We start from the raw sequence: 18666 nt of genomic DNA, 5'->3' as shown, positions 1-18666 counted from the left end.
CCACCAGCATGAAAACAACTTCGGGATCAGACCGGCACTGTTCGGAATTGATCGTAGTACGATTTCCCCTGACTCTCCACTTTAGTAATACGAATGACGACTGAAGAATCTTCTTCAATTGAGAACCTCTGGCAGGAGATCGAAGAGCTTGTACTGGGACTGGCCCAGCTCGCGCGCACAGATATTTCGAGTCAGAAATTTTACTCGGAACTCCTGGATCGCGCGGTACGGGGTATCTCTGCGCAGGGAGGCGTGCTCTGGGTACCGAATGCGGCGGGCAATCTGGAACCGCAACAACAGCAGGGCCTGCATCCGGAAAAGAATGGCGGCACGACTCTCGATGAACAGGATCTCGAACGGCATCGTCAATTGCTGCGGGAAGCATTGCACGAACGACGTCCCGCCACCATCGCACCACACGGACGCTGGTCGGAACAACATCGAGGCTTCAATCCTCTGAACGAAAATCTGATTCTGTGTCCGGTCGCCATCGAAGCGCACCCGACTCCGCAGGTCGGCCTGCTGGAAATTGTGCATCACCCACCCCGCGCATCTTCTGCGCAGGAAGGATATGTCCGATTCATCAGCGCGCTGTGCGAAATCTCAGAGGACTTCTGCCAGCACAGCCAGTTGGTAAAACTGCGGGAACTGGAATCTCTGTGGGAACAGTTTGAGCGTTTCTCCGAACACGTACATCTCCATCTGAATGCAGAGCAGACCGCGTTCATCATCGCCAATGAAGGACGGATCCTGATCGACTGCGACCGTCTGTCCGTGCTACAGAAATCCGGCAAGTCATATCAACTGATCGCCGCCAGTGGAGTGGAAAGCATCGAACGCCGTTCGGAAACCGTGCAGCGACTGGAATCCCTGGTCAGCGCGATTCAGTCACTCAGACGTCCTTACTGGATCATGGAAGCAGAAGAAAAATACCCGCCTCAAATTGCGGAACCACTGCATGCGTACCTGGATCTTGCCGGTTCGCGGGCGCTGATGATCTTCCCGCTTTCGCATATCATTCACGAAACCAGCGACGATCCTGCCGATGCCAACACGAATATCGATGACAGCCAGCTGACGGTCGGCGCCATTATAATAGAACAGTTCCACGAAGTCCCCTCCAGCCACACCATGCTGGAACGATCGCTGGCCGTCTCTCGTCATGGCGGAACCGCTCTATATAATTCGCTGCAGTTCGAAAGCTTTCCCTTTTTCCCACTGCTGAAACACTGGTCGTATTCTCCGCTCCGAAAAAAACAGCTGACGGTTCGCAAGCTGCTGACGGCGGCTGTGATTCTGGCAGTCATTTCCGCGATCCTGATCCTGACACCGGCCGACTTCAAAATTGAAGGGACGGGAAGTCTGCAGCCCGTCGATCAGCAGAATGTATTTGCAACCGCCGACGGCGTTGTCGATCAGATCCTCGTTCGGCAGGGGGAAGATGTGACCACAGGCAGCACACTGATCACACTCCGCGACTCCGATCTGGAACTGGAATTCAGCCGGGTGCGCGGCGAGATCCAGACAACCCAGAAACGGCTGGCCGTCATCCAGGCCGCCCGCCTGGAACTGAACCCCACCGATGCCAACGCCCTGCAGCAGGCCAATCGACTGACTGCCGAACAGGAAGAACTCAACGAACGACTCAAAAGTCTGAACGAACAGTCCACATTGCTCAAAAATCAGCAGGAAGCACTCACGCTGAAAAGCCCCCTGAATGGAGAAGTCCTGACCTGGGATTTACAGGAAAAGCTGCTCGCCCGCCCCGTCCAGCGCGGACAACGACTGCTGACCGTCGCCGACCTCAAAGGTCCCTGGGTCTTGAAAATGGAAGTCCCCGATTCCGAAATCGGACATGTCCTGGAAGCACAGCGAACGAGCAAAGAACCGTTGCCCGTCTCCTTTCTGCTGCTGACCGATCCCGATCAGACCTACCAGGGTACGATTGAAAAAATCGCGGCGACCGCAGAACCCGACGCGGACGGCAAACCGGTCGTGCAGATCACCGTCAGGCTGGATCATGAAACCATCAAAGGACTCCGTCCCGGTGCTTCGGTTCTGCCTCAGATCGACTGTGGCACACGCTCGCTGGGTTACGTCTGGCTCAGACGACTGTTCGAAACCGTGCAGCGCGAACTCTTTTTCTTTTAATGACCGCCGCTAATTCAACGGATTCTCATACCAGAAGACTCCCAGCCCTTTTTTCTGATCCCGCTCTTCGCAGGAGATCACATCCAGGTCGCCATCCGCATCCAGATCGAGCAGTTCAATGCGATCGTATTTGATGCCCCGGGGTCCGCTGATTTCCTGTGGCTCCCAGCGAAACGCATTCCCCTCGCGGACGCCGCGCAGCCAGACCACACCTGATTTCGGTGGATTCGCGTGTTCGCAGCTGAGTACCAGATCCAACTGGCCGTCCCCGTTCAGATCTCCGGCCGCCACACCTTTTCCGCCTCCTGTATTCTCCGGAAACGGAATCACACTGTGATCCCATTTGAGGCCGCTCTTATCGAGGCGGCGATACCAGTGCACTTCATCCGGGGCGCGCGAGACAAAAAGAATGTCCTGCAGACCATCCTGATCCAGGTCAGCCAGATGGGCGAACATCACTTCCCGATCCTGACCGCCGACCCAGTGATTCTTCCATTGTTTACCGACAATGACCGTCGGAGCTCCCGGGTTCTCCAGCCAGCGGCAGCCACGCAGTGATCCTTTCCGATCGGTGGTCAGCAGATCCTGATCGCCGTCCCCATCCATGTCGACCGCAAACAGCGACATCACCCAACCGGCGGGAGACAAGGTAATCCATTGATACTTAGACAGATCGCGCGTGTCCGCTGTCGGCAGGAAGAAGCCAATCTCTGCCCCCGGACCTTTGCCGGCGGCCACCAGTTCTTCTCCGCCACGCGAATCGAGGCCAATTTTCGCGGGAATCGCAAACATCCACATCATCCGGTTTTGGGAAGCGGGTATCACTTCCTGTGTCCACGGACTTTCGAACGGCTTCTCGACCGGAGGCCAGTGCACGTAAATGGCACGCGTTTTCCCTTCACAACAACTGACAACTGCCCTTCTCACGTTCAGTCGTTCCAGATCAATCCAGGCAGCATCCTCCACCTGCGGGGTTTTTCCCAGAGTCACTGCCGGCCAGTTATGTTTTACCTGCGCTGGTCCCGGGTTACGATAGATGCGGGTGATGCCCCCTTCTTCCCAGCCGGTAGCGATGTCGAGTAAGCCGTCGCCGTCAGCGTCAAACAGCTTCACTCCGTCTGCACCACGGGAAGACGCATCTATAATATGACACTGCCAGGGAGCCCCTCGCTCACCTTCCTCTCCCGCTGCGATCCCTACTGGAGAGAGTAACACCGCCAGGATTGAAAGCGACACAAATGTAATTTCCCGCATATGAGCCTCCTGAATCCGGATGGAATGTTTGCTTCTTTACCAGTATCACAGTCTGGTTCCCGGATCGCAAGAACCCTTCGTATCCCAAGGGATATTCGGTAAATCTGAACCGTTCCCCGCCTGTTTTTCCTGCAGACACTTGCACGTACACCCCTGTTTTTCAGGGGTTAAGTACATTCTTCGTTCCCATCACCCCGATAACCCGAGCATTCGGAATAATCGATAAAGTTTCTCTTCAACGATAGCCGATCATCCTTAGGTACAGGCGATTGTACAACCGATGATGCGAGCCATCATGGGTTCAATTGTGACCAGGGAAGGTCACATTCAAATGGGGGAGGAAACTGCGAATGCGCGCAGCATTTGTCTGCATAGTCATGATCCAGCCGCTTATAGTATGCTCGGGCTGCCAGTGTTTCAGGGCCAGCAATGTCTACTATAACCTGATCGACGACATCAGCGACACACAGCTTTATGCAGACCGCTTCTATCGTCCCACGTGGGACCTGACGCGTATTGGCAAACCTGACTGGTGTCAGTCGCGCTTCAACCGCTGGTGGTGTAAATGCTGCGATGACTGTCAGATGCAACACTATATCAGTGATACTCCAGTCACTGAATACAGCAGCCAGCAGTCTTATGACGGCGAGGCTGTGGATGACCTGGTTCCTCTTCCCGAACCTTCTATTTTTGTGCCCCCTGATCCGTTTCCCAATGAAACGGGTCTGGAGTCTGAACTCAAGGAGCCCGGCCCGGCGCTGGCACCTCCTGTGAATGCACCTCCAAACTGACTGCTACCCAGACTGACGGGCATAAAACCAGACAACACAAGTTGAACGCGGAAAGAAAACAGGTTCTCACATGACGAAGATGAGCATGACAAAATTCATTCAGAAAATGACGATTCTGGTGATCGCTGTCACAAGTAGCGTAACGATTCCTGTCACCTCTGTTTCTGCACAACAGCCACAATCTAACGAACGCGATGGCCAGAGCCCGGCCCTGACGAAGTCGGCTGCCGATCAATATCTTTTACGAGACGATGATCGGCAGCTGACTGAATTCCAACAGAAACATCAGCAGGTCGATCAGGAAATCCGCATTCCTGACGAAGAAGAACTGATTACCTTACTGACAAAAGGTTCTTCGTCCCGCTCCTCAAGAAAAGAATGCCTGTCACAGATTCCACTGGATCAGATGTCGCAGGCCAACCGCACGAATGCCGAACACGTGCTGAAAGATATCAGCATGTTCCGCGTGCTGCCGAAAATTCACCTCGACGTCAATCATTCGGCGTATGCCTTTTTCATCGCACACCCTGACGTGGTTGTCAGTATCTGGCGTGAAATGAAACTGTCTGAATTCCAGATGTGGCAGACCGGCCCTTATTCGTATGAAGTCGATGCCGGCGATGGCACGGTGGGAACGCTCGAAGTGATTCATCAGACACCGAAAGAAACCATTGTGCTCTGCTCAGGAGTCTACAAAAGTCCGCTGCTGGCCAAGCCGATCTCAGCCAAAGCGCTGCTGCATCTGCAGACCGAATACTTCCCCGGCGAAGACAAGAAGATCGATGCCGTCTCGCATCAGGTCTCCATGTACGTCTCCTTTCCTTCACAGACCGTGGAGATGGCAGCCAAGATCCTGGCACCGGTGAGCAATGCGATCCTGGACCGCAACTTCAAAGAAGTCTCGATCTTCATGCATATGATGTCCCTGGCAATGGAACGTCAGCCCGGTTGGGTGGAACGGATTGCCGGTCAACTGGAAGGGGTGCTGCCGGTCCGCCGTCCGCAACTGCTGAAAGTCGCCGCCCGGGTTTACATCGATGCCAAACAGCGGGAAGCCGCAGCGGCTGCTCAGAACGGAGAAGCCCCAGATCGCTTCGTCCCTCCCAAACCCATCGATGTGATCTCGCAGACCGGAAATCAGGTACCGCGACAGTTACCGCGTGATCTGAAAGTACAGCCTGTCAGCCGGGCACAGAGTCCGAAGTAATCGAAATCATTCAGAACCAATCAGAAGCACGCTCCGGTCAACGCCGCGAGCGTCTTTTGTTGCGCGGTCGGAGCACAAAACCCAGCACGGCCATCACGATCAGCAGCGGCACGACAATCTTAGGCCGGACCGCCACTCCCACGACCGCCATGATGATCACCACGAAAACCCAGGGAGACACATTCGCCCAGGCGGCATCCCGGTTTTTTGTCGGCAGTGCAAACCAGAAGGCAAGCATCAACAGCCCCACGCGCATAAAAGCACCGGTGGCCACATCCTGCTGTGCAAACTGATCCGGGGGAGCCAGCCAGAACAGATAGGCGGCAATCCCCAGGCAAACCAGGGAGATAATGCCTACCAGAGTCCGGTTGATCGGAATTTTTTCACCTGACATGAGTTCGCTCGTCTACTTTCGTCCGGGGCGTGTGCGTTGATTCAGAAAGGCACCAAGGGCTAAATGATACGCGTCCGTCGTACGAAATTTCAGGTAATCCACGTTCACTGATCCACACTGCCGGGCCAGCGTCGCACAGAATTCCTGGTACTGTTCCAGATAGCGGGCCCGCAATTGATGCGGATCGACCAGTTGATGATGGCCGCGACGTTCCAGGCTGCGGAACTGTGTCGGCTTGCTGAACGGGAACTCTTCTTCTTCCGGCGTCACGACCTGAAATAACAGCACCTCATGGCGATCATGCCGCAACTGTTTCAGGGTCGTCGTCAGCGCCCCGGGCTCGTCAAAGCAATCCGATATCAACACGACCAGACTGCGGCGTTTGATGAGCGACTGCACTTCCCCCAGCACGGTTGAGATCGCCGTTTCATTCCGCGGCTTTGCCTGTTCGAGGATCTCCAGCATCTGTCCGAAGTTTTTCGGATTCGCAGAGGGCTGAATAAAATCGCGGCGTTTGCTGTCGAAGGTAATCAGACCGACGGCGTCCCGCTGACTCAACAACAGATAACCGAGCGCCGCGGCAAGCTGACGCGCATAATCAATCTTACTCAGCGTCTTGCCGGCATAGGCCATGCTTCCCGAACAGTCGAGCAGCAGATAACAGCGCAGGTTGGTCTCTTCTTCAAACTCTTTGACGTAATACTTGCCGGTCTTCCCGTAGGCCCGCCAGTCGATGTGGCGGATTTCGTCACCCGGATAATATTGCCGATGCTCCACGAACTCGACGCTCGCTCCTTTGAACGGGCTCTTATGTTGCCCCATCATGAAACCTTCCACCACCAGCCGCGTGACAACATCCAGTTTGCCAAAGCGGGCCAGCGCCGTCGGGTCTTCAAGGGGAACATCTTTGGAAAGCATACGGTGAGATTTCGAATTCAGGAGGGTTGAGGTAAAAACAGAAAGCACAGAGAGCGGACTCCCTGTGCTTTCATTTTAGCCGGTCTTCACACGAATGTCGCTAATCAAGTTCTTTGATAAACACATTCCGGAAATAAAGTGTGTTGCCGTGATTCTGCAATTCGATCTGTCCGGTTTCGTAGATCGGCTTATCGCGTTCCCAGTAATTTTCCAGCGTAACGTTGTCGGTGACCAGTTTCCCGTTCAGCCAGACGCTGACTTTGTCCCCCACCATTTTGATGCGGAACGTGTTCCATTCGCCCACGGGATTGTCGGCGGTCAGCAGCGGTTTATCGGGGTTTTCCTTGTTATTGTAGAGCCCGCCTGAACCGACGCCGTTCGCCGCTTTCACAGCCGGATCCCAGATCTGAACCTGTGGCGAACCACGCAGATAGATGCCGCTGTCGCCATCTTTTTTGATCTTCCAGTCAACCAGCATATCGAAGTTGCCGTAGTCTTTAGCGGTACACAGGCTCTTTCCTTTGCCGTCAAACACCAGCACGCCGTCGACGACTTGCCAGTGTGCTTTCATTTCATCGTCGGCTTTTTTCTGTGCTTCAGCCAGCTCTTCAGGGCTCATCTTCGCCCGGGTTTTAGGACTGCCGACCAGTCCTTTCCAGCCACTCAGGTCCTTGCCGTTGAACAGCGCCTTGTAGCCTTCGGGAGGTTGATTGAGTTTGCATTCTTCTGCTGCGGCAACATTGAGGGCAGAAACAGCCAGCAAAACAGCCAGCATCGTCGCGACATGTTTCATGGTAGTCATAGTCATTGCTTTCATTCTGATATCGGTCGGAAGACTTCCCGCACACAGCGTTAATTGCAGCGCCGGGAAGGACAGTACTCGTCAGGAATTTCTTAATTATCGAAAGGAATTCAGCCCACTTCAAGCCAGTCCCCCCTGATTTCGTCCCTTTCGCGTAAAGTCCCCTGCTTTCCCGGATGTCGATTTGCGATTGCCTTCTGCGGCGATTAGAATGAAATTGAGATTTTCACGACTCTCCTGCAATTGATTCCCGCCTGTTCCTCCAGTGAGAAAGCCACACCATGAATCGATGTCTGATTGGAATCTTCAGCCTGCTGCTGCTGTTTGTCTCCGTTGAATCCGTCTCCGCTGCCGCAAAGCAGAAAAATGTGATTGTGATCGTCGTCGATGACCAGGGTTTTCAGGCAGGCTGCTACGGAAACAAAGTCATCAAAACGCCGGGCATCGATATGCTGGCCGAGTCGGGAACCCGCTTCTCCCGCGCTCACTGCACGACCGCCAGTTGCTCTGCCAGTCGCTCGGTGATTCTGACAGGCCTGTATAATCACGCCACCGGACATTACGGCCACGCGCACAGTTACAATCACTTCAGCACTTACGCCACGGTGAGATCACTCCCTGTGATTTTGGGAGAAGCCGGCTACCGGACCTGTTCGATCGGCAAGTATCATGTGGCTCCCGAATACGTGTACCAGTTTCAGGAATACAGCAATAAAGGCATTCAGGGAAATCGTAACTCCGTAGCGATGGCGGCCAACGCGAAAGCGTTCATCACTGCCGACGATGACCGCCCCTTCTTTCTGTACTACTGCAGCAGCGACCCTCATCGTGGTGGAGGCCCCGACGGTTACTCCAACTTCAATGACGATCCCGACCACTACCCCGGCGTGACTCCGGTCAAATACAAACCCGAACAGATCGTAGTTCCCCCCTGGCTGCCCGATCATCAGGAAGTCAAGGAAGAGCTGGCGGAATACTATCAGGCCATTTCACGTCTCGACCAGGGCGTCGTTTCGCTGATCAACACACTCAAAGAGACCGGCCACTGGGAAGACACCCTCATCATGTTCCTCAGCGATAACGGTCCTCCGTTCCCGGGCGCGAAGACCAACCTGTATCAGCCGGGTATGAATCTGCCTTTAATCGTCCGCGATCCGACTGTGAAGAATCAGGGAATCGTCACTGACGCCCTGGTCACCTGGGCCGACCTGACGCCAACGATTCTGGATTACTGCGATGTCACTCCGAAGAAGGTTCCCAAACTGCGACCGGTCGAGAACAACGGCAAACGCGTCGAAGGAAAAGGCAAGCCGGTTCCTTACGAGTTCCACGGACGCTCGTTCCTGGAGATCCTGGGGAAAGAACATGCACCCGATTTCGATGAAAGCTACGCTTCACACACGTTCCACGAAATCACGATGTACTACCCGATGCGTGTGATTCTGAGCGGCAATTACAAATACATCTTCAATATCGCACACGAACTCCCCTACCCGTTTGCCTCCGATTTATATCGGTCACCCACCTGGCAGGGCGTGTTGAAACGGGGTGACAAGATGTACGGACAGCGGACCGTGTATTCCTACCTGCATCGACCCCGGCACGAGTTGTACGATATCAAAGCCGACCCCTGGGAATCGAAGAATCTGGCATTCGAGCCGGAACATCAGGAGACCCTGACCAAAATGCAGGAGAAACTGAAAGCCTGGCAGGAAAAAACCAAAGATCCCTGGATTTTGAAGTGGGAATACGAGTAAGCCGACCAGAAAACGGGGAGATCAAAGGGTCTCCACCCCGGTTTGAGGCTTGTATAATAGTATGAGAGCCATTCCGGCGCAGGGTCATGCGTTTTAGCTGAAGATTAACGGCTGATTCGACAATCTTCGTACGGAATTATGGGAATTTAGACAAAGTTACTCGACGCAAGCGCGGCACGTGTCTATAATGCCCCCGTACGGTAACGATATTCACTTACTGTATTTAGGGCTTTTAAATATCTAAATAGTGTCTGAAACAGGCATTATTTGCATCTGAAACTGCTCTTAATCAGTCCTTTCAAGGACCCATAACGCGGGGTGGAGCAGCCCGGTAGCTCGCGAGGCTCATAACCTCGAGGTCGCAGGTTCGAATCCTGTCCCCGCCACTTTCAAAACCCCGATGTAGTGATTTTGTCACCGCATCGGGGTTTTTGTTTGCGCTGTTGACTCATTTAGGATAAAGGCACCGCCACGCTGAGCACTCAATGGCTCCTGCACCTCCAGATTGACAGTCCGGTATTTCTGGCTGGTTCGAGCGGTATAATTTAATAAGATAAAAAGAGGTGACCTACTCTGCTGGGAATGACAAAGTCGATGGTTTAAGGCGGCTGATCAGAGCTGATTTAGTATGGACTGTTTTTCTTTCTGGAACTCTTCTTCTGTAAGTATTCCATCACTTTTCAGTTTCGAAAGTCGCTCCAGGGCTGCAATTCTATCGTTGGTTTCATCGGGCTTTCCTGAGATGGAATTGTGTCTGACTGAGTCACTTAACTTAGTTCGTATATGGTCTACAAACACTTTAACTGAAGACTTGGATGTTTGTAATATTTCTGCCTTATTCCCAGCTGCGAAGAGGGTTATTTTCCCAAAGAGAATCCCTGTCTCATAACTGATAGACGTCACTTTATCATACGAGAAATCTTCAACCTTGATTCCAAAAAATATCTTCTTGTCAATGAAAATCAACCTTCGATTCGTTGCGCATAAGATGCCATGCCCATTATTGTAAACTCCCTGAATCAGAGTTTCGAACTCCTCATCTTCCCAAAGAAGCTCTGGGAGTTTTTCGATCTCACGTCTACCAAGGTACTTGCTCCCCCAGTCATACGACTCCAGCTTTTCTTCGATTTGTTTTTTTTGAGAGCTACCCCTGACAGTGGTACTGCTACTGGCACACTGGGCTTTTCTTGCACCGCGACTTTGGGATATTCCCTCTCTGGTTCATGCTTGATCGGCTCTAAATGCTCCGGCATCGGCACAGTAACATTCGCCTTACAGTGGGGGCATTTACTTCTGATCCCGGCAGTAGCTAACGGTGCTTTTATACGATGGCTACAGTGGGGACAACTGAATTTGATCATGAGGCACTCCGACATTAGGCCAATGCACATAATTATACATTCAGCGTAAATTGAACCGTTTTGAATTGCAAGCAAAACAAAGAATACTTACCGATTTACTTCTACTCAGATCAAATTTTTCAGAGGCATGAAAATGGTGTGTTTACACATAACATCACCCTCTAATGGACATCATGTCGGACAATACCTGAGCAGATATTGCTGATAGCCTGGAACCGCTCATCAGCAGTCCCTGGGATACCACTTGCGAAGATTCTATGTTGCCCGCTCCATGAATTTAGTTTTCTCTAAGGATAGAAGGGGGTGGTCGAATCCTGTCCCCGCCACTTTCAAAACCCCGATGTAGTGACATTGTCACCACATCGGGGTTTTTGTTTGCGCTGCTGACTCATTTTTTGAGATGAAGACGCCGCAACATTGCTACCTCAACGGCTCTAACAACTCCCGGATCGACAGTCCGGTACCCTTCTCTGATGAGTCTGAGAGGTCAGGTCTGGAGGAACAGCAGATGAAAAACTACGATCTGGCTGGGTCACTAAAATGACTAAAAGACCTGTTTTCCTGAACGGTTTTACCCATGTTTATTTGTTTACAACTGCTGTCTTAAATTGTAGGATAGGCAGCATGATAAATTTCAAATGTCCACATTGCGGAAATCCAATCAAAGTGCCAGATGAGGCAGCAGGCAGAAAAGGAACCTGCAATGCTTGCGGAAAACTAATGCAGGTTCCCAACAGTAGTGTGGCTCCCCCTGAAAAAGCAGTTGACCAGAAGCCTGATGAACTGACTGCGATGCCCAGAAAAGCAGGAAATAAGAAAAGTCCGATTAAGGCGTTTATTGCTATCTTTGTCTGTCTCTTCATGCTGATGAATACACCGTTCAGTCCAATTCCATTTATTTCAGTATCGCTATTCTGTATTTTTTTTCTTGTCCTTACCGGCGTCGTCGAGACACCAAAACGGACCCTCAAACGTAAAATGCAGGAACAAAATGATGAGGATCTCCAGATATCGTAATCTCTCTGATGGAGGGTAAGCTCATTTACGAGCTTCAGCAAAAACAGGCAGGCACTGAGCGTTACACCTGGGGCATTTTCTGGTTTTTGATGGGCGGCGCCATTGGAACCATTGTCTTATGGTTCCTCTCTGTACTGGCGGTAACTCCTGGATAACATCCTCGGACCAAATAACACCGGGAAGAATGGAGCTGGATCTACCAAAGCATTGCTCAATTCAACTGCCATCAAGCAGTGAGACACTTCTTTAAGTGAGATGTGATGTAGTGAGTGGTCGATTCTCCAGGACCGAGCAGGTAGCAGGAGCCGTTTCAAATAAATTTCTGGAATATCCAGCCGGAGTTGTTTACGATACGTCCATCACGTCATTGGAACGAAAAGCCACCTGGCAGTTCTTTCAGTTAACTTGCCAGAAGTGAGACGGTAGCAGATTCCATCCGGGAAATGTCGGTTCATTTGTTGATGTCAACTTCCATGCAGGAGCAGATTGATGAGTCAAGCCTCTGACGACTTTTCCAAGATCGGTTTTGCCAGGACTTTCTTTCTGCCTGCTCTGTTGATCTTTCTGATCCCCGTCGTTTCTCTTGTCTTCTTTCTGCATATTCAGGGGCATTACGATGGCGAAGCCCGTGATGAAATACTCCGGCAAATACGTGCCGATGCGAGTCTCACCGCAGAAGATAAGGCCGATGCCGAAGCGCTGTACACCAACGTTCCCCTTTCGCGTCTGATTATGCTTCCTGACTTTGCCGACATGGTGAGTTCCCAGGCGTCCTTCGACTATGCGACATTTCGCTGGGCAATTCGCCTTTCACTCTTTTCCATTATCGGCGGAATTGTTGTGTTCGTGCTGAGTGCGCTCTGCGTCGTGGCTTCGCTCCGATCGCAGTGGGTCCAGTATGTGAGCCTGTCAGTCAGTTGGCATGTGCTGCGCATTTTTGGTGCCGCGCAGGTCCTGATCCAGGGAGTGCTGTTATTTGCTTTGTCTTACTGGGTCACCGCGTTCTTTTTCAATATCTATGTTCCCAAGCTGATCATCATAGCCGGAATCCTCGCGCTGGCTGCAATCGCGGCTGTCATCAAGTCGATCTTCATAAAGCTCAACAACGAAACCGTTGTCGAAGGGACTGTGATCGAGCGGGATTCTTCGCCCGCGTTATGGCAGGAACTCAGCACCATCTGCGCGAAAGTCAACACCGAGATGCCCGACCAGGTCATCGCCGGTATCGATGACAACTTCTTCGTTACTGAGCAGAGTCTGACGGTGGGCGAAAAGAAATATAGTGGCCGCTCGCTGTTTGTCAGTCTCTCACTGCTGAAACAAATGAATGGCAGTGAAGCAGATGCCGTGCTGGCCCACGAAATGGCTCACTTCAGCGGCAATGATACGTTATATTCGCAGAAGATTTCCCCTTTACTGGTTCGCTATGAACATTATCTGCACGGGCTTTATGAAGGGGGAGTGTCTCTGCCGATTTTCTATTTCATGAACTGCTTCCGCGCACTGTATGAAGTCTCGCTGAAGCGCTTGAGCCGATCGCGTGAATTCCGTGCCGATCGTATTGCCACGGAAGCCACTTCTCCAGCAGACATGGCCGGTGCGCTCCTGAAAATCATTGCCTACTCAAGCTATCGTGCGAAAGTGGAACAGGATATCTTCGAGAAAGAAGAAGTTCTGGAAACTGCGAATGTGTCCCAGGAGATCGCGCTGGGGTTTGATCACTACGCAGGCAGCTTTCTGTCGACCCCGGACGTTTCACTTCTGCAAACCTCGCATCCTTTTGATACGCACCCCTCACTGGTCGATCGAATGCAGGCCGTGGGCTGTTCCCTGGAATCACCTGATTCACAAGCCATGCTATCTGCCCCAGGTGATGGTCTGTGGTTTCAAAAAATCGAAGGTGCAGAAGAACTGGAAAACGCGCAGTGGCAGGAATATGAAGATCGCTTCCGCGCCTATCACGAGGAATCGCTGCCTTACCGTTTTCTGCCCGAAACCGACGCCGAACTGGCGATCGTGGTCAAAGCATTTCCCGAAGTCCAGATATCGGGAGAGGAGGGCTTGCTGACGATTGATTACGCAGGCATCACGCACCATCCCTGGGAATCTCCCGTACCATTCAGCGAGATCCAGTCGTGTAATATGGACGACAAAGGAAGGTTGAATTTCATTCTCGCAGAGGGCAAACCAAGTAAGATTAACCTCAAGAAGTTTATGGATTCAGACCAGCAGAAAGTGATTGAGGCGGTCGAGCGTTACTACTCCCGCTACCTGGCAGCGAAAGCGTATCAGGAACACGTTAAGCAAGCTGGCACCACCGAAGTCGAGGAGCTGACAGATACGGAAACGTAAAACCATTCTTCTACTTTGGTGCTGTTTTTTTCTTTTCAGACTTCAGGTTACGTGATAGGGGCTCGGGGTAGTTTGCCAGTTTTTGCTTCAGGGTTTCTACAGTCTCCGGTTGGTCGGCTGCCAGGTTTCTGGTTTCCAGCGGGTCGGTGTGGTAGTCGTAGAGTTCGTAGACGGCAGGGGTGCTCGGGTTGTCGTAGGGACGCCATTCGACCAGGCGATAGCGTTCGGTGCGGATTGCGCGGCCCAGTTTCTGTTTGGGGTAGGCGTGATACGCATGGTCGCGCACCCGGGCCCTGGGATTCTTCAGCACGGGAACCAGACTGACGCCATCAATGGGTTGGGGCACTTCGGGAGAAGGCAGACCCGCGAGTTCGGCCAGGGTGGGAAACAGATCCACGCTTTCCGCAGGCTGTTTTGTTGAAGAGCCAGGCAACGTGACGCCGGGCGCTGCGATAAGCAGGGGAATCCGGTTGGCCTGTTCGTAGTTCGTGTGCTTGGTCCAGATGCCCAGGTCGCCCAGATGGAAGCCGTGATCCCCCCACAAAACGACGATTGTATTCTCGGCCAGTCCGAGTTGGTTGAGTTCGTCGAGTACCTTGCCAATCTGGGCGTCGACGAAACTCGTGCTGGCGTAATAGCCGTGAATCAGCTTTCGCTTGAGTTCCTCACTGAACTTCGCGTCCCGTTCGGTCGGCACGGGGCTGTAATTGGTGATCTCTCCGCCCCGCTTGCCGGCGACCGGGGGTGCGTTCGCGGGGAGTTCTTCAAACTGCGGGAGCGGCAGCTGTGACGGATCGTACAGATCCCAGTATTTCTTCGGTGCGCTGAACGGTAAGTGCGGACGTGCGAAGCCGGCCACGATGAAGAACGGCGTCCCCTCCTGCCTGCGGCGCTGCTGTGCGGCTTTGAGCCTTCGAATCGTTTCCGCGGCCACGCGTCCGTCGGCATATTTGATGTCCGCGACATCCGGCGCTTCAAAGGCGGCGCCGCGCGGGAGTGTCTTGATGCGATCGAGTTGCTGATTCGTGAAGTAGGCTTCTTCCCGCGTGAGCTTTCCCCCCTGTGTGCTGGCGGGATCGAGATACTCAATCACCTTGTCGTGAAAATGTGGCACACTGAAAGAGACAGGATCACCCTGATTACCATGCCCGATGTGGAAAACTTTACCCAGCGATTCAGTACGGTAGCCCCCCTGCTGCGCGAAGTATTGCGGCAGCGTGACAGCATCGGGCACGATCTGTCGCAACTGACTGCCCAGCCCGTATAAACCGGTTGACGTCGAATGTGAGCCGAGCATCAGTGTAAACCGCGACGGTGCGCAGACTGCCTGATTGCAGTAGGCCAGATCAAAGCGCATCCCGCGCGCCGCCAGCGAGTCCAGATTCGGAGTGCGGGCAACCGGATCGCCGTAACAGCCGAGCGCGGGCTTCAAGTCGTCGACGAGAATCAGCAGGATATTGGGACGTTCTGCAGCAGGAGCGTCATGGCTCAACAGCATCAGCAGAGGGACGATGAAACACGGGATACAGCGCAAAGAATTCAAGTTCAGCCTCCTGAACGCGGGCGGTGATCGAACTTCGGTTTTGATTCAAACCCCGATTCTATCCCAAACACACCCGGTAAGCGAATCTGTTCTGCACTGATCGGAGCAAAGCTTTAAAACGCGGTGAGTTCCCCGTCTGCTGCGAAGTCGGCAAAGAACTGATCGGAGTCTTCCCAGTCCAGCAGGCGACGTTCGCCGGGAATCAGGCTTGCCTGCATGGCTCCATCGTCTGCGTGTTCGTAACCCAGCAGGTGAGCGAGTTCATGCAGGATGACGGTCCACAGATCCACGTGCCCGGCGGCTTCACTGTCGGGTAGTGCAATCAATGAAAGTTCGCTCGAGAAAGAGAATTCGCTGTTGTCTGTGGGAGTCGCATCAACGAACCAGCCGTAACCGGCGGCGTTGACGTCGATATAAATGGTGCCGGGCACAGCGCGGCCCAAGGTGCCTGCTGACAGATCGATGACTTCGATATTCACCGTTTCCAGTGTTTCCCGTTGATCAGATGTCAGTTGCGGGCTGACCTGTTCGACAACCACTTCTAATACGCTCTCCGCGTCAGCCTGCGTCACCGACTTCGCGTCTATCTGCGGCGGCTGTTGAGCCTCGACTGTCAGCAGCTGGTTCCAGGCATAGGGGAAATACGCTGGATAGTTAACGGGAATGGCATTGGCTTTACTCTTGCCGTAGTTTCCTATGAGCTGTATCAAATCGCGATAATTCACCAGATCATTCTGGTCATAGTCGACGAACCAGGCGGAACCAGAAACCGACTCACTGGGAGCCACGCCGTAGACGGTGACCAGCTGGATCAGATCGCGGTAGTTAATAATATCGTCATCGTTCAGATCGAACGGGTTGGCGTAGATCTGTGTCTGAGGTAGCAGAATTAGAGGATCATCTCTGACGACATCCGCAGTATCCAGAATTTCCAGATCCTCAATAGTAACTGCTACACTCTGCGGATTCAGACTCTGGCCGTCCCAGTCCAGATTGATGGAATCGACTTCAGTGGATTCAAAATAGATGCGGGCAAACAGGACAGGCTCATCATCGCCTACACCAGACAGGCTCGTGTCTGCGGACAAATTAACAACCTGTCCGGTCTGGTCATTGATACTGCCAGTCTGATTTTCAGTAAAGGCGGCACCGTATTCAATTGAGGTGGCAGTTGTAATGTCAGTGTTGTAACTGAAGTCGATCACTACTGACTGAATGCCATGATCGGAGGGAGCCGGTGTACCAACCCAGATTTCCAGCCAGTAACCGCTCCATTCGTCAAGCCAGTCTCTGCTCTGCGGAAGAGCGCTGACTTCACCATTCAAACCGGTAGAGGTCTTAGAACTGACAATGCGGAGGTCGACCTGGGTATGATTGACCTGAGATTCGTAGGCACCTATGTCGACCGTTCCACCGACGATCCGATCAAAGCCGTCACCCCGCTGATCAAAATCGAGTCCCGCTGCACTGACTGCTGTATTATCTCCGGCATCAATGGCGGCACTGCCGGTCAACAAGGCATGTGTTTTCACAGGACCGCCGTTGTCTCTCAGGACGGGGTCGAGCAGGCCCTCGATACTGTCTTGGATAATACTGTTGACAGCACCTCGTCCCACCGTGTTTTGCGGTTTGCCATCTTCAGTCGGATTCCCCGCAACAATACTGTTCATGATCGTAACCGGAACCCAGGTGCCACTGATACCACCTATATAAGTCGCTGAATTCCCTGTAATCGTGCTGTTGGTAATCACAAGTGTTGCAGGTCCTTCATGTCGTGTGTAGATGGCACCGCTGGTTTTTGCACTGTTCCCGGAAATGGTCGTGTTGACGATATCAACATTACCACAATTCGTGAAAAAGCCACCGCCATTATTGGCAGCCTGATTTTCCGATAACGTGCAGTTGAGGATCAGGAGATCTCCTCCACATTCAAAATAGAAAAAACTGCCATTGGCGATTCCGGCACCATACAGTCTCGCATAGTTATGATCGAAGGAACTATTCTGAACTGTTAATTCAGTCCAGAGGTTGCCTATGCCTCCTCCTGACCGGTCCGAAATATTGCCGGTAAAGGTGCAATGGTCTACAAACGCCTGTCCGAAATCAAATAAGATTCCGGCCCCATTGCCATCGGTCACGTTTTCTGAAAAGGTACTGTTCGTCACATTTGCAGTGAAAGTGTAATCTGAATAAGGTGCATCGAAATTGATTCCGCCTCCCCGATCGGCGCTATTTTTTGAAAAGGTGCTGCCTGAGACCGTCAACAGCGTTTCCAAAGCATAGATCCCACCGCCATTAAACGCTGAATTTCCAGTGAATAGAGACCCCATAACAGTCAGGGAGCCTGCGGCACTATAAATACCGCCGCCTCCATAATCGATATTCATCGCTGCCTGGTTTTCAGATATTGTACTGTCGGTGATTGTGAGGTTTTCATAATTGCGAATTGCCCCGCCACTGTCTGCGAATCCGTTTGTCAGAGTCAGTCCGCTCATTTCCACCGTAATCCTGGTTTCAGAATCTCCATCATCAATATTGAATATCCGACTGTTCCCATTCCCATCCAACGTAAGCTGATCTGCCCCCAAACCGAGAATGGTGACGTCATCAGAAATCAATATTTCATCGCTCAGCACAATCGTCTGACTGGCCAGTGATGCATCGAACGTAATCGTATCCTCGCCGGCATTCAAATTGGCCTGTGCGATGGCATCGCGGAGACTGCCTGCTCCCGAGTCGTTGGTATTGACCACCGTGAACGCGGTCAGCAGCGTGCGGTCTTCGAGCGTTTCAATGACATTTCGCGAAACCAGCGACTGCGTTGAGGGAGCTTTCAGATTTTGCTTCCGGGCATGACGTCCGCGGCGAGGACGAGCCGAGCGCATACGGAGCTGGTTCTGCAACGAAGTAAGCCACTGTTGTACTAACATGGATGAGCGTGATCCGATTGTATTGTTGGGACTCGGTTCCGAATGGCAGTCGTGTCATCACTACTGACAGGAAGGGGTAGAGTTTGGTGAGTGAGTTAAAGCAATCTAAACTGGATGAAGTGACACTTGAATATTTCGTGTCAGGTAAATTGTATACTACCAATGATCAGAGAGGACACAAACGTATTT

General features: G+C 52.5%; 13 protein-coding genes and 1 tRNA gene. 7 read left to right on the top strand and 7 right to left on the bottom strand.

The features are described 5' to 3' along the window. Nucleotides 1-93: 93 nt before the first annotated feature. Nucleotides 94-2151, top strand: coding sequence for an efflux RND transporter periplasmic adaptor subunit (locus tag ACN0YN_RS11255; protein ID WP_417385111.1), 2058 nt, complete (start codon nt 94-96; stop codon nt 2149-2151). A gap of 9 nt (nt 2152-2160) precedes the next feature. Here the strand turns inward: ACN0YN_RS11255 and ACN0YN_RS11250 are convergent, their stop codons facing one another. Beyond that, nucleotides 2161-3405, bottom strand: coding sequence for an FG-GAP repeat domain-containing protein (locus ACN0YN_RS11250; protein WP_417385110.1), 1245 nt, complete (start codon nt 3403-3405; stop codon nt 2161-2163). A 350-nt stretch (nt 3406-3755) separates the two neighbouring features. Between ACN0YN_RS11250 and ACN0YN_RS11245 the strand changes: the two genes are divergently transcribed. Together ACN0YN_RS11245 and ACN0YN_RS11240 are read left to right on the top strand one after the other, a co-directional pair. Next, nucleotides 3756-4196, top strand: coding sequence for a hypothetical protein (locus tag ACN0YN_RS11245; RefSeq protein WP_417385109.1), 441 nt, complete (start codon nt 3756-3758; stop codon nt 4194-4196). Between the two features lie 85 nt (nt 4197-4281). Then, nucleotides 4282-5403 (top strand): hypothetical protein, encoded by a 1122-nt coding sequence (locus ACN0YN_RS11240; RefSeq protein ID WP_417385108.1) that lies wholly within the window; start codon nt 4282-4284, stop codon nt 5401-5403. 37 nt (nt 5404-5440) lie between these two features. Here the strand turns inward: ACN0YN_RS11240 and ACN0YN_RS11235 are convergent, their stop codons facing one another. The 3 genes from ACN0YN_RS11235 to ACN0YN_RS11225 form a co-directional block, all read right to left on the bottom strand. After that, nucleotides 5441-5797, bottom strand: a complete 357-nt coding sequence (locus ACN0YN_RS11235) for a hypothetical protein (protein ID WP_417385107.1) — start codon at nt 5795-5797, stop codon at nt 5441-5443. Nucleotides 5798-5809: 12 nt separating this feature from the next. Further along, a complete protein-coding gene (locus tag ACN0YN_RS11230; protein ID WP_417385106.1) occupies nt 5810-6715 on the bottom strand; it encodes a DUF58 domain-containing protein in 906 nt (301 codons plus the stop codon). Between the two features lie 100 nt (nt 6716-6815). After that, nucleotides 6816-7523, bottom strand: coding sequence for a 3-keto-disaccharide hydrolase (locus ACN0YN_RS11225; RefSeq protein WP_417385105.1), 708 nt, complete (start codon nt 7521-7523; stop codon nt 6816-6818). Between the two features lie 275 nt (nt 7524-7798). Here ACN0YN_RS11225 and ACN0YN_RS11220 point away from each other — a divergent pair, with 275 nt between their 5' ends. After that, nucleotides 7799-9274, top strand: coding sequence for a sulfatase (locus tag ACN0YN_RS11220; protein ID WP_417385104.1), 1476 nt, complete (start codon nt 7799-7801; stop codon nt 9272-9274). Nucleotides 9275-9586: 312 nt separating this feature from the next. Beyond that, a tRNA-Met gene (locus tag ACN0YN_RS11215) sits at nt 9587-9660 on the top strand. A gap of 226 nt (nt 9661-9886) precedes the next feature. Here the strand turns inward: ACN0YN_RS11215 and ACN0YN_RS11210 are convergent. Continuing rightward, complete coding sequence (locus tag ACN0YN_RS11210) at nt 9887-10345, bottom strand: PH domain-containing protein (protein ID WP_417385407.1); 459 nt, start codon at nt 10343-10345, stop codon at nt 9887-9889. 830 nt (nt 10346-11175) lie between these two features. Between ACN0YN_RS11210 and ACN0YN_RS11205 the strand changes: the two genes are divergently transcribed. After that, on the top strand, nt 11176-11652 hold the full coding sequence (locus ACN0YN_RS11205; protein ID WP_417385103.1) for a hypothetical protein: 477 nt from the start codon (nt 11176-11178) through the stop codon (nt 11650-11652). Nucleotides 11653-12141: 489 nt separating this feature from the next. After that, entirely contained in the window at nt 12142-14004 is a 1863-nt protein-coding gene (locus ACN0YN_RS11200) for a M48 family metallopeptidase (protein ID WP_417385102.1), read from the top strand. Nucleotides 14005-14014: 10 nt separating this feature from the next. On the opposite strand, the gene ACN0YN_RS11195 is transcribed toward ACN0YN_RS11200, so the two are convergent. Next, nucleotides 14015-15502, bottom strand: coding sequence for a sulfatase (locus tag ACN0YN_RS11195; protein ID WP_417385406.1), 1488 nt, complete (start codon nt 15500-15502; stop codon nt 14015-14017). A gap of 158 nt (nt 15503-15660) precedes the next feature. Next, nucleotides 15661-18432 (bottom strand): choice-of-anchor Q domain-containing protein, encoded by a 2772-nt coding sequence (locus tag ACN0YN_RS11190; RefSeq protein ID WP_417385101.1) that lies wholly within the window; start codon nt 18430-18432, stop codon nt 15661-15663. Between the last annotated feature and the right edge of the window lie 234 nt (nt 18433-18666).

The organism is Gimesia sp., from assembly GCF_048260065.1.
In the GTDB taxonomy this organism is placed as follows: Bacteria; Planctomycetota; Planctomycetia; order Planctomycetales; family Planctomycetaceae; genus Gimesia.
This window is presented reverse-complemented; position numbering and strand designations above follow the sequence as displayed.

Bases quoted from the DNA above. Each gene is read 5' to 3' on its own strand.
- ACN0YN_RS11255 (WP_417385111.1), top strand. From the start codon at position 94: ATGACGACTGAAGAATCTTCTTCAATTGAGAACCTCTGGCAGGAGATC.
- ACN0YN_RS11250 (WP_417385110.1), bottom strand. From the start codon at position 3,405: ATGCGGGAAATTACATTTGTGTCGCTTTCAATCCTGGCGGTGTTACTC.
- ACN0YN_RS11245 (WP_417385109.1), top strand. From the start codon at position 3,756: ATGCGCGCAGCATTTGTCTGCATAGTCATGATCCAGCCGCTTATAGTA.
- ACN0YN_RS11240 (WP_417385108.1), top strand. From the start codon at position 4,282: ATGACAAAATTCATTCAGAAAATGACGATTCTGGTGATCGCTGTCACA.
- ACN0YN_RS11235 (WP_417385107.1), bottom strand. From the start codon at position 5,797: ATGTCAGGTGAAAAAATTCCGATCAACCGGACTCTGGTAGGCATTATC.
- ACN0YN_RS11230 (WP_417385106.1), bottom strand. From the start codon at position 6,715: ATGCTTTCCAAAGATGTTCCCCTTGAAGACCCGACGGCGCTGGCCCGC.
- ACN0YN_RS11225 (WP_417385105.1), bottom strand. From the start codon at position 7,523: ATGACTATGACTACCATGAAACATGTCGCGACGATGCTGGCTGTTTTG.
- ACN0YN_RS11220 (WP_417385104.1), top strand. From the start codon at position 7,799: ATGAATCGATGTCTGATTGGAATCTTCAGCCTGCTGCTGCTGTTTGTC.
- ACN0YN_RS11205 (WP_417385103.1), top strand. From the start codon at position 11,176: ATGACTAAAAGACCTGTTTTCCTGAACGGTTTTACCCATGTTTATTTG.
- ACN0YN_RS11200 (WP_417385102.1), top strand. From the start codon at position 12,142: ATGAGTCAAGCCTCTGACGACTTTTCCAAGATCGGTTTTGCCAGGACT.
- ACN0YN_RS11195 (WP_417385406.1), bottom strand. From the start codon at position 15,502: ATGCTGTTGAGCCATGACGCTCCTGCTGCAGAACGTCCCAATATCCTG.
- ACN0YN_RS11190 (WP_417385101.1), bottom strand. From the start codon at position 18,432: ATGCGCTCGGCTCGTCCTCGCCGCGGACGTCATGCCCGGAAGCAAAAT.